This window comes from Rhodocytophaga rosea (genome assembly GCF_010119975.1).
GTDB classification, from domain to species: Bacteria; Bacteroidota; Bacteroidia; order Cytophagales; family 172606-1; genus Rhodocytophaga; species Rhodocytophaga rosea.
This window is the reverse complement of the sequence record NZ_CP048222.1, coordinates 3,963,848-3,979,049: the sequence shown is the minus strand read 5'-3', so window position 1 is coordinate 3,979,049 and position 15,202 is coordinate 3,963,848. Positions and strand designations below refer to the sequence as shown.

At 41.0% G+C, this 15,202-nt stretch carries 8 protein-coding genes; 4 read left to right on the top strand and 4 right to left on the bottom strand.

Going from position 1 to position 15,202, the window contains the following annotated elements; genetic code table 11:
* Positions 1–64 precede the first annotated feature (64 nt).
* Both GXP67_RS16440 and GXP67_RS16435 read right to left on the bottom strand, forming a co-directional pair.
* Complete coding sequence (locus GXP67_RS16440) at positions 65–916, bottom strand: transglutaminase-like domain-containing protein (RefSeq protein WP_162444130.1); 852 nt, start codon at positions 914–916, stop codon at positions 65–67.
* A 91-nt stretch (positions 917–1,007) separates the two neighbouring features.
* Positions 1,008–1,733 (bottom strand): proteasome-type protease, encoded by a 726-nt coding sequence (locus GXP67_RS16435; RefSeq protein ID WP_162444129.1) that lies wholly within the window; start codon positions 1,731–1,733, stop codon positions 1,008–1,010.
* 1,266 nt (positions 1,734–2,999) lie between these two features.
* On the opposite strand from GXP67_RS16435, the gene GXP67_RS16430 reads away from it, so the two are divergent.
* Positions 3,000–8,510, top strand: coding sequence for an alpha-2-macroglobulin family protein (locus GXP67_RS16430; RefSeq protein WP_162444128.1), 5,511 nt, complete (start codon positions 3,000–3,002; stop codon positions 8,508–8,510).
* 95 nt (positions 8,511–8,605) lie between these two features.
* On the opposite strand, the gene GXP67_RS16425 is transcribed toward GXP67_RS16430, so the two are convergent.
* Together GXP67_RS16425 and GXP67_RS16420 are read right to left on the bottom strand one after the other, a co-directional pair.
* Complete coding sequence (locus GXP67_RS16425; protein WP_162444127.1) at positions 8,606–9,166, bottom strand: hypothetical protein; 561 nt, start codon at positions 9,164–9,166, stop codon at positions 8,606–8,608.
* A gap of 91 nt (positions 9,167–9,257) precedes the next feature.
* Positions 9,258–11,639 carry a penicillin-binding protein 1A gene (locus tag GXP67_RS16420; protein ID WP_232065243.1) on the bottom strand — a complete coding sequence of 794 codons (2,382 nt, stop codon included), beginning with the start codon at positions 11,637–11,639 and terminating at the stop codon, positions 9,258–9,260.
* 257 nt (positions 11,640–11,896) lie between these two features.
* On the opposite strand from GXP67_RS16420, the gene GXP67_RS16415 reads away from it, so the two are divergent.
* The 3 genes from GXP67_RS16415 to GXP67_RS16405 all read left to right on the top strand — a co-directional run bounded on the left by GXP67_RS16415 (position 11,897) and on the right by GXP67_RS16405 (position 15,172).
* Positions 11,897–13,075: a methionine aminotransferase gene (locus GXP67_RS16415; RefSeq protein ID WP_162444126.1), complete on the top strand. Its 1,179-nt coding sequence runs from the start codon at positions 11,897–11,899 to the stop codon at positions 13,073–13,075.
* A gap of 46 nt (positions 13,076–13,121) precedes the next feature.
* On the top strand, positions 13,122–13,910 hold the full coding sequence (locus GXP67_RS16410; RefSeq protein ID WP_162444125.1) for an amidohydrolase: 789 nt from the start codon (positions 13,122–13,124) through the stop codon (positions 13,908–13,910).
* 122 nt (positions 13,911–14,032) lie between these two features.
* On the top strand, positions 14,033–15,172 hold the full coding sequence (locus tag GXP67_RS16405; protein ID WP_162444124.1) for a cystathionine gamma-synthase: 1,140 nt from the start codon (positions 14,033–14,035) through the stop codon (positions 15,170–15,172).
* The last annotated feature ends 30 nt before the right edge of the window (positions 15,173–15,202 follow it).

Here is a 15,202-nt window from a genome sequence, read left to right as displayed (position 1 = left end):
CACACAACTTAGTATTTCGCTTGCAGCAGACATCGAAATTATGGTAATCGGTATTTATTAATTTCTAGATTGCATTTACAGCAATGGCTTTGTGATAGGCATTCTCATGCGTGAAAGGAACAAAGTTATCATCTAAAGCTCTACAAGAAACAGTAATGCCATTTGAAGTATATCTGCCAAAAATACTGGCAATAGAAGCATCAGCTGCGTCCCTCCCATTGGCTATTTTTACCAGACCATTCAAAGGAGCTAACCTGGTGGCATCAAATATCAGCCATTGCCCGCCTATATAGGCTTCAAAACAGGCATGAAAATCAGGCGGATTTAACTTATAACTATAGCCTGTAAAATAACGGGCAGGAATCGTAAGTGCCCGGCATAAAGCTATTCCTAAGTGAGCAAAATCCCGGCAAACACCTGTACGCTCTGTTATGGTATCATAGGCAGAAGTTTGCGAATTGGTACTGCCACTTACATAGTCAACATTTTCATAAATCCAGTCTACAATAGCCAGCACTTTCTCATACACATTTGATATATGGCCAAATTCTTTGTAGGCCAAGGTACTTAATTTATCTGACTGGCAATAGCGGCTAGGGAATAGAAAAGGAATTACATTACCGTCTAAGGCTACTACCGGAACGGCCTCTAATTCTCGCTGATCAATAATTTTATGCGACGCATCTACAATAGCTTTATAAGAAATGTTGAGATTGGTGCCTTCCTCAACTTCCAGTCGGATAAACCTGTTTTCGTAGTGGATGGAAGTTAGTTCCTCTATCCGGATATAGGGTTCGATATTAAATGTCTCTTCTATGATCGTTTGCCCCGGTGAGCGTAATGCATGTATATTTATTAATAAGGTAGTAGGTGAATGTATTTCATAGGCTAATTCACTGGCTATTTCAAATTTCATAAAAGTGATTAAGTTATTATAAGTTTATGTTCAGCGTAAATAATTTGAGTAAAATTAGTTTAGTGAGATCGTTATAGTACTTCTCTTTACATTATTGGGGTAATTTATTCAACGCAGCCTCCATCCAGTGTTCGGGTATTTGTGTAAGAGCCGCTTTTAGTTCTTTTGCCCATAACTCAGAAATCTCTAACATATCCTTCTTTTCATAGCGGTGTTCAATCATATGGAAGGTGTCCTTTTTGTAAAGCACTACATCAATAGGAAATTCTACATCATTGGCACTCACTCTGGTAGAATCGAAAGAAAGAAAACCTGCTTTTAGCACATGAGCCAGAGAAGAATCATTGGTAATGGTGCGGTTGAGAATAGGCTTGCCGAAACCTGAATTGCCGATAATTACAAAAGGCGAACCATGGCCTAATTCCACCCAATTGCCTTCCGGATACAGTAGATACAATTTATGCTCCTCATCATCTTTTAATTGCCCTCCTACAATGGTATTCAGATTAAATTTAAAGCCTGACTTTTCAAGGCTAGGTTTATCTTCCTTACTTACCCTTCTTACTTGTTCGCCTAATGCATTTACAGCTTTATATAATTTATTATAGGTCTCTCCTTCCTCCACCAGATCGTGAAAATAGGTAATCGCTTTATCACGGATAGAACGTAATCCACTGGTCATAATAAAAAGTGAATGATTATCTTTTTGCTCTACAAAGATTTTCTTCTTCACTGTAGTGTCCATACCAGATGTAATGCGAGTATCTGCTATCGCTACCAGCCCGTCTTTAACTTTTACGCCTAAGCAATATGTCATAGCTTAAAATGAATGTATGCAAAATTTTTCCTTTTTGGAAAGTAAGGATATGAATTTGGACTTTTAATAGTTACTTAAATCCGAATGTGAGGAAAAAAGTTAGAAAGCAATATACTATTATTTGACTGTTATCTGAAAATAAATCTATTGATAGTGTTGAATATTTTATTGATTTTCAGCGTAACAGCGCATGCCCTATTTCTTCTCAGATGACCATAACGTAAGAGGGGGATACCAGGTTTTATGCGGAGAGATGTCTTTTGAAAATTAGCAAGAAAATAGGAAAGAATATATTAAAGCTAATGGTTAATAATTTCTGACAATATATACTATAAACAACCAAGTTTATCTAGGTTGTGTTGACATCGTTTATAAATTAGCTTTTGGCCGAATCACTGCCTGCTTAATGAAAGCAATGAATACATCACTATAACAAGCTTTATCTGCTGCCAGATCTCCTGTAAATTCATTTCCGAGTAAGCCGCAGATCATCTACTTATATTATATGCCTGATAGCATCACTAGGCAAGTATTTCATAAGGTATCTACTCGGACATGGATTTTACTGCTGTACCCATTCTGCCTAAGGCTTGATCGGCTTGCCTGTACTTTTGTTGGAATACTTCATATTGGTGAACATGATTAGTTTTATGTTACCTGTACCACCCCGAGTAATTCCGAAATATTCAACCTTAATATACATTTCACTTACTGATAATTAGATGGTATCTAACTCCCATTGCCTTAGCTACATTGTCTGTATAAAACTCCTATTGTTGATCTGTTGCATAAAAAACATTATAACTTTTACCATCATAAGCAAAAGAATATCTAACTCCTTATTATGCGATTATTTAATAACATCGATACCACTAGTTAATTTCACTCTGTATTTTCTGGCTCATAGAATAATGCATTGAGTTTGATTTTTCTTTAATTAATGAGAATCTGTTTTGAATTTGATAAAAGATTTTGGTTAATAACTTAATAAAGAGGAATGTAGTTGTTTTAAAATTCAAGTAGATTTAATACAACAAAAAATAAAAAATAGGTATTTTTCGCTCTTATTAACCTACTATTCACCTCTAACATAACTTAATGCATTAAAATCCTTAATTATATTCTATGTAATTTGAACTTGATTTATTTCCTAAACTTGATGCAAAAATTATTTAGATTTCGGTCACAGATTGTCTGCTTTTTGCAGTAACTTTTATTCAAACATTGTCACAACACCCAGCATTTTCTCTCTCACAACACTACTTTATGAAAACGTTGCCTCTTAAACATGTATGGCTGATTTGCCTGCTGCTTTTTTATGCTTGTAAAAGCAATAAGGTGGAAGTCAGTAACCGCAATTTTGAAGAACAGGTAGATCTCCAGCAGAACCTGGTATTTACCTTCAACAATGATTTGGTCGCCGATTCTCTGCTCAACAAGTGGGACAGCACAGCTTACCTTGAATTTTCACCAAAAGTCCGTGGCAAGTTTAAATGGACCGAAAACAATGAACTCCTTTTTTCTCCTGATCCAGGTTTCCGTCCTAGTACTGATTACCAGGCTACTCTCACCAAAGCCGTTCTGGCACAAGCCGCTGCTGTAAATGAAAGCCGCCTCGACCTGGGCGAAAATACAACCTATAAATTTCATACGCCTTACCTGAATCTGGTAGACAGCGATATTTATTGGGCAAAAAATCCCAATGGCTCCATTGAAGTGCGGTTTAATCTGAGTTTCAATTATACCGTAAATCCTATGGAAGTAGCTAACCTGATGCGCATTCAGATTGCTGGAAAAGATGTTCCTTTCAAATCCAATAGTTCAGTTATATCAGAGCAGATACAGGTAAGCGCCACCCAGCCAGCCGGTACTTCCTTCGACAATCAAACGGCTACTATTATCATCCGCGAAGGTTTAAAGTGTGCGCAGAGCGATTATGTGAGTAAAAAACCGATGGAATTGAAGAAAACGATTCCTGGAAAAGATGAATTTAATATTGTTCAGGTAACCACGGAATATGAAGGCGAAAACGGCTTTATCCAGGTATACACCAACCAGACCGTAGAAAGCGAACGCCTTGCCCGGTATATCACGCTCGACCCGGCCATTGAAGTGAAAGTAGAACCCCGTGATTATGGCTTTATCATTAAAGGGGATTTTAAGGAAGGAAGCTATGCCTTAACCATTTCCAAACAGCTCCGAGGCATTTTTGGCGGTGCCTTACCAGATGATTTCAGCCAGGTAGTGGTGTTTGGTGCCATGCAGCCTTATATCGCATTTACCTCTCAGAAAGGCTTGTACCTGACCAGCAAAGGAAGCAAAAATATAGGTGTAAAAATTATCAATATGCCAAAAGTACGGGTGCAGGTGTATAAAATTTATGAGAACAATATTTTCCCCTTTATGCGCAGCAATGGCCTGTATGGCAACTGGTATTATGAAGGAGACGACTATTATGAGTCTAACATTTACATCGGCGATGAACGCGACAATCAATATGGAGATATTGTATTAGATAAAGAAATTGAAACCAAGAATCTGAGTAAGTCTGGAAATGCGCATCTGCTGAATCTGGATTTAGATCAGGTAAACGATTTTAAAGGGATTTATGCAGTAAAAGTGAGTTCTATCGAAGACCAGTGGCTGTATGCGACCAAGCTGGTTTCTATTTCGGATATCGGCTTTATGGTAAAAGAAACGGATAACGAAATCACAGTTTTTGCCAATTCCATTCTTACGGCCAATCCGCTGGAGGGTGTATCCATTAACCTGATCAGTTCTAATAACCAGTCAGTATATTCGCTTACCACTGATGCAAAAGGCGTAGCAACATTTACAGACATCAAAAAGAAAGCGCCGAATTTCAACATCCAGATGCTTACTGCCCGCCATGATCAGGATTTTACCTTCTTGCTCTTTAATCAGAACAAGGTAGAAACTTCCAGATATGAAGTAGGTGGTATGCGGGAGAATCCATCTGGTTACCAGGCTTTCATTTATGGCGATAGGGATATTTACCGTCCTGGCGAAACAGTGAATCTGAATACGCTGATCCGGAATCCGAAATGGGAAACGGTGGGTGATATGCCTATCAAACTAAAAGTATTGATGCCCAATGGAAAAGAGTTTACCACTTTGAAAGGAAACCTAAATGAACAAAGCGCCTTTTCCACTTCGTTTGATCTGCCAGCCAGTACGGTTACAGGCACTTACATGGCAGAAGTATATACCTCCAACGATATTCTGCTTAGTGCCAAATCTATTAGTGTGGAAGAGTTCATTCCAGACCGCATTAAGGTAAATGTAACGCTAAATAAACCTGTTCTTAAAATAGAGGAAGAACTGGAAGTTACGGCTACTGCGCTAAATCTGTTTGGCCCTCCGGCTGTGAACCGCAATTACCAGATGACCTTTGATTTGAAACGCAAAGCATTTGCTCCGAAAGGCTTCCAGGATTATTCTTTTGCCGTTACTACCAACCGTACATTTGAATCGGAAGAGGAAGAAGAAATGCAAAGAAGAGGAACCAGAAATAACCGGGAAATTACCTTTAAACAGGAATTACGGGAAGGCAAAACGAACGAAGAAGGTATCATTAAAGAGACATTTACCATTCCAGCTCAGTACAAGGACCTTGGCATGTTAACTGGCAGCGTATTCACCACCGTTTTCGATGAATCTGGCAGGCCAGTGAACCGCATGAACCGCATGGATGTGCTCACGCAGGATGTTTTCTATGGAATTAAATATGTGGATTCCTATGTAAATACTGGCCAGGCAGTGCAGGTTCCATTAATTGCCTTGAACAAGGATGAAAAGCCACTTTCTGGTATAAAAGCAAAAGTCCAGGTTGTGAAACTTAACTGGCAAACAGCTTTGGTGAGAAATAGCTCTGGTTCATATAATTATGTTTCTCAGCGGAAAGAACAATTTTTAGAAGATAAAACGATTACCATTTCTGGTAACAATACGCTGTATTCTTTTGTACCCCGTCTTTCTGGTGAGTATGAGATTAGGGTAATGAAACCAGGTACCGATTCGTATGTAAGCCAGGAATTCTATGCCTATGGATATGGCCTCACACAAAATTCTTCTTTTGAAGTTGACAAGGAAGGACAGATCACCATCGAACTTGACAAAGCCAAATATGCTGTGGGCGATAAGGCTAAAATCCTGATGAAAACTCCATTTGCCGGAAAAATTCTGCTTTCGGTAGAACGTAACAAAGTATTTGACTACATCTATCTCGATACTGATAAAAAATCGGCTTCGTATGAACTAGAGATTAAAGAAGAATACCTGCCAAATGTATATGTTACGGCTACGCTGATCAAACCAATGGATGATGGAACCATTCCGCTTACGGTAGCTCATGGATTTGCCCCGCTGGCTGTAGAATCAGCCGATAATCATTTGCCGGTGGAAGTTGTAGCGGCTGCTCAATCCGGTTCAAAAACCAAACAGACCATTACCGTAAAATCCAAACCGAATACAGAAGTAACCATTGCGGTAGTGGATGAAGGAATTCTGCAACTTAAAAATTACCAGTCTCCAGATCCTTATAACTATTTCTTCCAGAAACGGGCTTTAGAAGTTAATTCTTTCGACCTGTATCCCAGATTATTCCCGGAACTGTCTGGCCGCAGCAGTGTAGGTGGTGATGGCTACGATCTGGCCAGACGGGTAAATCCATTAACCAACAAACGTGTCGTCCTGGTATCCTTCTGGAGTGGAACGCTCACCACGAATGGAAGTGGTGAAGTACAATATACAGTAGATATTCCGCAGTTTTCTGGTGATTTACGTATTATGGCCGTCGCCTATAAGGATAAGTCTTTTGGTTCTGCCAGTAAGAATATGAAAGTAGCTGACCCGGTTGTGATCAGTACCTCTATGCCGAGATTCTTAAGTCCGGATGATAAATTGCAAGTGCCAGTTACGCTTTCCAATACAACAAATAAAGCTACTTCTGCGCAGGTAAGCATTAAAACTACCGGAGGATTGGAAGTAAGCAGCGAAACCCAGCAATCCGTAGATTTACCTGCCAACAGCGAAAATCAGGTTCAGTTTACCTTAAATGCTGCTCCGGCTATTGGTACAGGCCAGGTGATTGTGGAAGTTACAGCTCTGGGCAAAACCTATACCGACCAGACAGATATTACCATTCGTCCGGTTACGTCTTTGCTGAAAACAAGCGGTTCTGGCATTGCTGCAGCAGGTACAACTACTACCATAAATATGGCAACTGATTTTATTCTAGCTACCACCCAGGCTAAACTGGTAATTAGTAAATCGCCAGTGGCCCAGTTCAGCGATCATCTGGAATATTTGCTGGTATATCCGTATGGCTGTGTAGAGCAAACGACTTCGGGTGCTTTCCCTCAGCTTGTTCTGGCCGATTTAAGTACAGCGATTTCTAAAAACCAGGCAGCAGCGGCATTTACCAGCAAGAGTGTACGCAGTATTGCCAATACCAATGTGCAAGAAGCCATCCGCAGGTTACAATCCATGCAATTATATAACGGAGCGCTAAGCTACTGGCCGGAAGGTGGTTCTGAAAGCTGGTGGGGCACCGTATATGCGGCTCACTTTATGATTGAAGCAAAGAAAGCCGGTTTTCAGGTAAACGATCAGGTGCTTGACCGCATATTTGCCTATCTGGAGCAACAAGTGAAATTGAAAAAGGCGGAAGAATATTTCTATTATGACGGTTCAAATGCCCGTTTGTCTAAGAAGATCGCACCCAAAGAGGTAGCGTATTCCTTGTATATATTGGCTTTAGGTGGCAATGCAGACATTGCTACGATGAATTACTACAAATCGAATAAGAACCTGCTGGCGATTGATTCTAAGTATTTACTTGGAACAACCTATCAGTTGCTCGGAGATAACGCCAGTTACAGATCTCTGATTCCTTCGTCTTTTTCGGGCGAACGTTCGGTAAATGCATTTGGTGGAAGTTTCTATTCCTACATCCGGGATGAGGCGCTTTCTCTGAATGCGTTGATAGAAACCGATCCTAAGAATACGCAGATTCCGATTATGGCGAAACATTTGTCTGAGCAGTTGAAAGGACAAAAATACCTGAATACCCAGGAACGGGCGTTTGCACTGCTGGCTTTGGGTAAACTGGCCAAGAAAGTAAATGCTACTGATGTTAAAGCAGAGGTAAAATCTGGCAATACAACGCTGGCTACTTTCACGGGTGAAGATGTGGTGTTGACCAAGAGTGTGGTAAATAAATCGGTGAATATTCAGCCTTCCGGAAATGGCTCGCTGTATTATTTCTGGCAGGCAGAAGGGTTAAGTGCCACCGGGCAAGCCAAAGAAGAAGATAGTTATTTACAGGTTCGCAAAACCTTCTACAACCGTTTTGGGCAAACAATTTCAGGTAATTCTTTCCGGCAAAATGACCTGGTGGTAGTAAAAATTACCCTAGCTTCCACGGATGGTTCTTCGGTAGAAAATGTGGTGATTACTGATATGCTGCCAGCCGGATTTGAAATAGAAAACCCCAGAATTTCTGATCTACCCGAAATGAGCTGGGCATCTAATGCAGCGGTTGCCGATCACTTCGACATACGTGACGACCGTATTAACCTGTTTGCAACTGCTACGGCTCAACCTCAGACCTTCTACTATGTAGTTCGGGCTGTTTCCAAAGGCACTTTCAAAATGGGGCCTGTGAGTGCCGATGCCATGTACAATGGCGAATATCATTCCTTGCATGGTGCTGGTGAAATACAAGTAGCTGAAAGAGACGGAGACGGAATGTAGAATATTTTGTTGGTTACTCGTTGTTAGTTATTCGTAAAAAGCCTTTCCAATCAATTGGAAAGGCTTTTATAATTTGAAATTTATATTGAAATTTCTTACAACGGCTCTGGGATTAGATTATGATTGCCAAGTAATGCGGTTAATTTTCTACGGAAATTAATTTGCTGACCAGAATTTGGGAATTCAATCATGGTTTTGTTGAGCACCTGATAGCCTGCCTCCCTTAATCCTTCATAACAGGCTTCATGTACGACCGCAGAAACTAAAATAACAGGAATAGTTTTACCGCCCAGTTCATCTATTTGCTTCATTAAGCCAAGTAGATTGCCTTTGTAGATATTTCTCCGTTGAGTAGCAGTTGTATCTGGCAAAGGCGAATCAGTAGCATGAATTAAATGGAAACCTACCGATTGAAAACGTTCGAGGAAATGCACTTTTTCAGCTCGCAAGGCTTTCACTGTATCAAAAGCAGCTACTTCTTCGGGAAAAAGTACCTTAATCATTTCTAAAAAGAGGCTGTCGCCTTGCTTTACCTGCTCAAAAAAGAAATAACGCTGACGGTCAGGCGTGGGAGGCACTTCGGTAATAAAAAGCAATTTTACTTTATCAGGCAGATATTTTCTCCGGGCTTGTTCAAAAACAGAGGTTTTGTTCATGCGGATTTTTACGAAACGAACATAAGAAAGATATATCAGGCCGATTTCGATATACCAACTTTTTGAATATAGCTTATGATCAGCCGAATTGTTACCTGGTTCCTGTGCTATCTGATACCTGAATAAAATTGGCAGTACCCAGAGAATCAACTGCTAAACTATCTACTTTAGGCTGAATAATAGTAGGACAATAATATTTTTTGGTAATATCAATCTTAGGTTTTGGGAAACGGCCTTTTGTCACTTTTAAATCCTTATCCGCATATAATTTTTCCATATACTTGCCATAAATGGGCAAGGCCGTTTTAGAACCTTCTCCCAAAGCAGAGGTACGAAAATGAATACTGCGATCGTCTCCGCCTACCCATACTCCAGTTACTAAGTCTTTGGTAAGGCCCATAAACCATCCGTCAGAATGATTGGAAGTAGTACCGGTTTTAGCTGCAAATTCATTTCCATTGCCGAAAACATCATACGACCATAAATTCTGCGAAGTGCCACCTGGCTCTTCAATCCCGCCTTTCAACATATATAACATCAGCCATGCCGTTTCCTGACTTATTGCCCGGTTCTGCCTTGGATTAAACTGGTGAACTACGTTGCCATAACGGTCTTCGACTCTGGCAACAAATATTGGTTCTTTCCAGATGCCCCCATTAATAAATGTGCCATAGGCTCCTACCATCTCATACACCGAAACATCACTGGAACCCAGGCCAACAGAAGGCACTGCCTGTATCGGACTGGTTATTCCTAAGCGGTGGGCATATTCTACTACAGTTTCTTTCCCTACTTTCTCTGTGAGTTGTGCGGTAACTGTATTAATAGAGCGGCCTAAGGCATGACGCAGGGTCATATTCCGGCCGCTGTAACGCCAGTCGGCATTGCGGGGTGTCCACGATTTTTTCTCGCCATTCTCCACATAGTTAATGGTTACCCGGTAATCGGTAATGCGGTCGCAGGGAGAGAATCCTTTGTCAATAGCAGCGGTATATACAAACGGTTTGAAAGTAGAACCCGGCTGGCGTTTTCCCTGTCTTACATGGTCATACTGAAAATGCTTGAAATTGATACCACCTACCCAGGCTTTAATATGGCCAGTAAAAGGGTCCATGGTCATCATGCCAGTGTGCAGAAAACGTTTGTAATGACGAATAGAATCCAGGGGACTCATGGTTACTTCTTTCTCGCCATCCCAGGTAAATACATTCATTTTTCTGGGTGTATTCATCAAAATCTGAATGGAATCAGGGTTTTTCTTATATCTTTCTTCCAGGTATTTATAATAAGATGTCCGTTTGGCTACCATTTCAATAAAACCCGGAATCTCCTTGTCATTTTCATCTACCCAAGGACTTTTTCCTTTCCAGTGACTATCGAACCGGTTCTGCATCTCCTGCATTTGCTCAGATACAGCTTCTTCAGCAAGCTTTTGAAAACGGGAATCAATGGTTGTATATACTTTTAACCCACTAGTATACAAATCCAGTCCGTTATTTTTACACCATTCGTCCATGTAATTGGTAATGGCATTTCCATAATAGTTAGCAATCCCATCCTGATACCTTTCTACCGTATATTTTACTTCAATAGGCCGTTTACTCACAGAATCATATACTTCCGGCTTAATAAAATTGTATTTAGTCATCTGAGCCAATACAATATTGCGGCGTTTGATGGAATTTTCCGGATTTAGAATAGGACTATAATAGGTAGTAGCTTTTAACAGACCTACCAGGGTTGCCGCTTGCTGCATATTCAGGCTATCCGGGCTTGTATTGAAAAAAGTTTTTGCCGCTGTTTTAATCCCAAAGGCACCACTACCAAAATCAACCGTATTCAGGTATAAGGTCAGGATTTCCTCTTTGGAATACGTGCGCTCCAGTTTGATAGCCGTAATCCATTCTTTTGTTTTAATTACCAGTGTACCCAGGCCAGGCACTTTATATAAAGGTCCTTCTGATTCTTTTTCACGGGTTTTGTATAAATTCTTGGCTAACTGCTGGGTAATGGTACTTGCTCCTCTCCCATCACCACTTACGGCATCTGCAAAAGCAGCCGCAATACTTTTTGCATCTATGCCAGAATGGTCATAAAACCGGATGTCTTCTGTAGCCACCAGGGCATTGATCAGTACAGGTGAAATTTTTTCGTAAGGAACCGGTGAACGGTTTTCGCGATAGTATTTAGCTAAAAGTTTTCCATCAGCTGTATACAATTCAGAAGCCATTTCTATACGAGGATTCTGAAGCTTATCCAGACCTGGAGATTCGCCGAACAGGCCTAAGAAATTATGTTCTACACTAAAAAAGTAGAACCAGCCCAAAAACAAACATACAGCGAAAACTTTCCACAGAAGCTCAACTGTTGTTTGCGGTCCACGAGCCTGTTTCCACTGACGGTAAGCCTGCCATTGGGTTCGAATAAAGCTGGAGACTTTTTCTAAGGTAGTATGTATAGTTGTATTCTGCACAAAGTTTATATATAGGAGTAGGTGAAGCGATTAGCCGATTCTTATAACGGCTAAAACGGGTAATTGGTGTTACAGGATTGGAAAATTAGTACTAAGTTTATGAGTATGTGTTCAATGGCAAATTTAGCAGAACAAAAGGGCATATCCAATTTTGTAATTTTACCCATTTTGGATTGCACAAACAGGCATAAACACCTAACTTGTTGCGCTTTTTAAATAGGTATTTGCCAGCCCACACTCATGTAATATCTTTATTCATGCAAAAAATAAATACAGTTGCTCCCTCCCCTGCTATAGAAATTACTTCTAAACTCCCTACAGTAGGCACTACTATCTTCACAGTTATGACCCGAATGGCGGCTGAATATGGAGCCATTAGTTTGTCACAGGGCGCACCTGATTTTCCCTGCTCCAATGAGTTGATAGATTTAATTACGCATTACATGAAAGCTGGTTTTAATCAGTATGCGCCGATGGAAGGATTGATGGCCTTGCGGGAACAAATTGCCTTAAAAACAGAACGTTGTTATGGCTATGCGCCAGATCCATTATCCGAAGTAACGGTAGTAACCGGAGCAACAGAAGGCTTGTTTGCAGCTATTACAGCTGTAATTCATCCGGGCGATGAGGTAATTGTACTTGAACCTTGTTACGATAGTTATATCCCGGCTATTGAGCTTTGCGGAGGCAAAGCTATCCGCATTTCTCTGGAATCAGAAACGTACCGGATTCCCTGGCAACAGCTGGCCAATGCTATTAATAGCCGTACCAGATTATTGATCATCAATACGCCACATAATCCGACAGGCACGATTCTCCGGAAAGAAGATATACAACAATTAGCTGCATTGCTGAAAGACACACAAATTTTACTAATTAGCGATGAGGTATATGAACATATTATTTTTGATGGTGAACCTCACTATAGTGTATTACGTGAACCTGAATTGCGGGAAAGAAGCTTTGTGATGTCATCGTTTGGAAAAACCTATCATGCCACCGGCTGGAAAATGGGCTATTGTATTGCGCCTGCTTTTTTAACCAGAGAACTCCGGCGGGTACATCAGTTTTTAGTCTTTTCTACCCACACACCCACTCAGTATGCCTTAGCCGATTATTTAAAAAAGCCTGAAACTTATGAAGACTTGCCAGCCTTTTTCCAGAAAAAACGGGACATGTTCCGGCAGATGATGTCTCAAACCAGGTTCCGCTTATTGCCCAGTGAAGGAAGTTATTTTCAGTTAGCCTCCTATGCCCACATGACAGATGAAGGAGATGCTGATTATGCCACCAGGTTAACCAAAGAATATGGCGTAGCTACCATTCCGGTGTCAGCCTTTTATAAAGAAGGAACAGACAATAAAATCCTGCGTTTTTGCTTTGCTAAAAAGGATGAAACCTTAGAAAAAGCCGTAGAAAGGCTGGCAAAAGTATAGAGAAATAATATGCTTGCTGTTTTGTAAACAATTATCAAATCTTTTCATGGAAAACCTACGCCTTACTCTTATACAATCCAGTCTGCATTGGGAAAACCCGGTAGCCAATCTGGCTATGTTCGAAGAGAAAATCTGGCAGATTAAGGAACAAACGGATCTGATTGTATTACCTGAAATGTTCACTACTGGCTTTACAATGAATGCAATTGCCTTAGCAGAGCCGATGAACCTGACTACTTTTAAATGGATGAAGCAGCAAGCCGCACAGACTGGCGCTGTAATTACCGGGAGTTATATTGTGAAGGAAAAAGAACAATACTTTAACCGGCTGCTTTGGATGCGTCCGGATGGTAGCTTTGAAGTATATGACAAACGTCACCTCTTCCGGATGGCCGAAGAACATAAAATGTATACCGGAGGCAGCAAAAAAATAATTCCGGTACTAAAAGGATGGCGTATATGTCCGCTCATTTGTTATGATCTGCGTTTTCCGGTCTGGAGCCGCAATACAGCTAATGGACAGGCTTTGGCCTATGATTGCCTGATATACGTCGCTAACTGGCCACAAGTTCGCAGCCATCCTTGGAGTACCTTATTGCAAGCCAGGGCAATGGAGAATTTAAGTTATGCTGTGGGAGTAAACCGGGTGGGTACAGATGGAAAAAATATTCCCTATAGTGGAAATTCAGCCGTAATTAATCCGAAAGGCGACGTCGTATTTCATGAAGCTGACAAGGAATGTATTCAGACGGTAATTCTTGATGCAGCTGAGTTAGCCGCTTTCCGGCAGAAGTTTCCGGCTTACCTGGATGCAGATAGCTTTGAAATTGGTTGACCATTCAGCCTTTAGTATTCTTAGCCTCATTTTCAGAATAATTTTCATCTAATGATTCATCTTTCTGGCCTTACGCTAATTTCGCTAACTTGCAACCCAGTTAATAACAAACCCTCAGTATTATGAAATTTGGAACCAAAGCTATACATGCAGGCGTTCATCCTGACCCCACTACCGGTGCTATTATGACACCGATTTACCAGACTTCTACTTATGTACAGGCATCGCCAGGAAAGCACAAAGGCTATGAATATTCCCGTACACAAAATCCAACCAGAAATGCCTTGCAAGACAATATTGCAGCCCTCGAAAATGGTAAACATGGCTTGTGTTTCGCTTCTGGTCTTGGCGCCACGGATGCTGTACTCAAACTCTTAAAACCTGGCGATGAGGTAATTACCGGCAATGACTTGTATGGAGGGACGTACCGGATTTTTACAAAGATATTTCAGAACTTTGGCATTAAGTTTCATTTCATTGGCATGGATGAAGTGAACACGATTGAAAATCATATTACGCCCCAAACCAAACTGGTCTGGATAGAAACGCCTACTAATCCTCTGCTAAATATTATTGATATTGCCGGAGTGGCCGCCATTACCAAAAAACATAAGCTATGGCTGGCTGTGGATAATACATTCGCTTCCCCATATTTGCAAAATCCGCTTGACCTGGGGGCTGATATTGTGATGCATTCCGTGACCAAATATTTAGCCGGACACTCCGATGTGGTAATGGGCGCCCTGGTAGTAAATGATGACGAACTTGCCCAGCGATTAGCTTTTATTCAGAATGCCAGTGGTGCGGTTACTGGTCCTCAGGATAGTTTTTTGGTATTGCGGGGTATAAAAACGCTTCATGTGCGGATGCAGCGGCATTGCGAAAATGGCAGAGCAATTGCTCAATATCTGGCTTCTCATCCGAAAGTGAGCCAGGTATGGTGGCCAGGTTTTGAAAGCCATCCTAATCATGCTATTGCCAAAGCACAAATGCGGGATTTTGGCGGAATGGTTTCATTTACGCTAAAGGGCGATAGCCTGCAGGATGCCATACAGATGATGGAGAAGGTAAAAGTATTTTCATTGGCTGAATCCCTAGGCGGCGTAGAATCCTTATGCACGCATCCGGCTACTATGACTCATGCCAGCATTCCAAAAGCTGAACGGGAAAAAGCAGGTTTGAAAGATACACTGGTTCGTCTGAGTGTAGGAATTGAAGATGCTGAGGACTTGATTGAGGATTTAAAACAAGCGATAGGATAAAGAAATATAGGTAGTAAAAACAAAGAATCA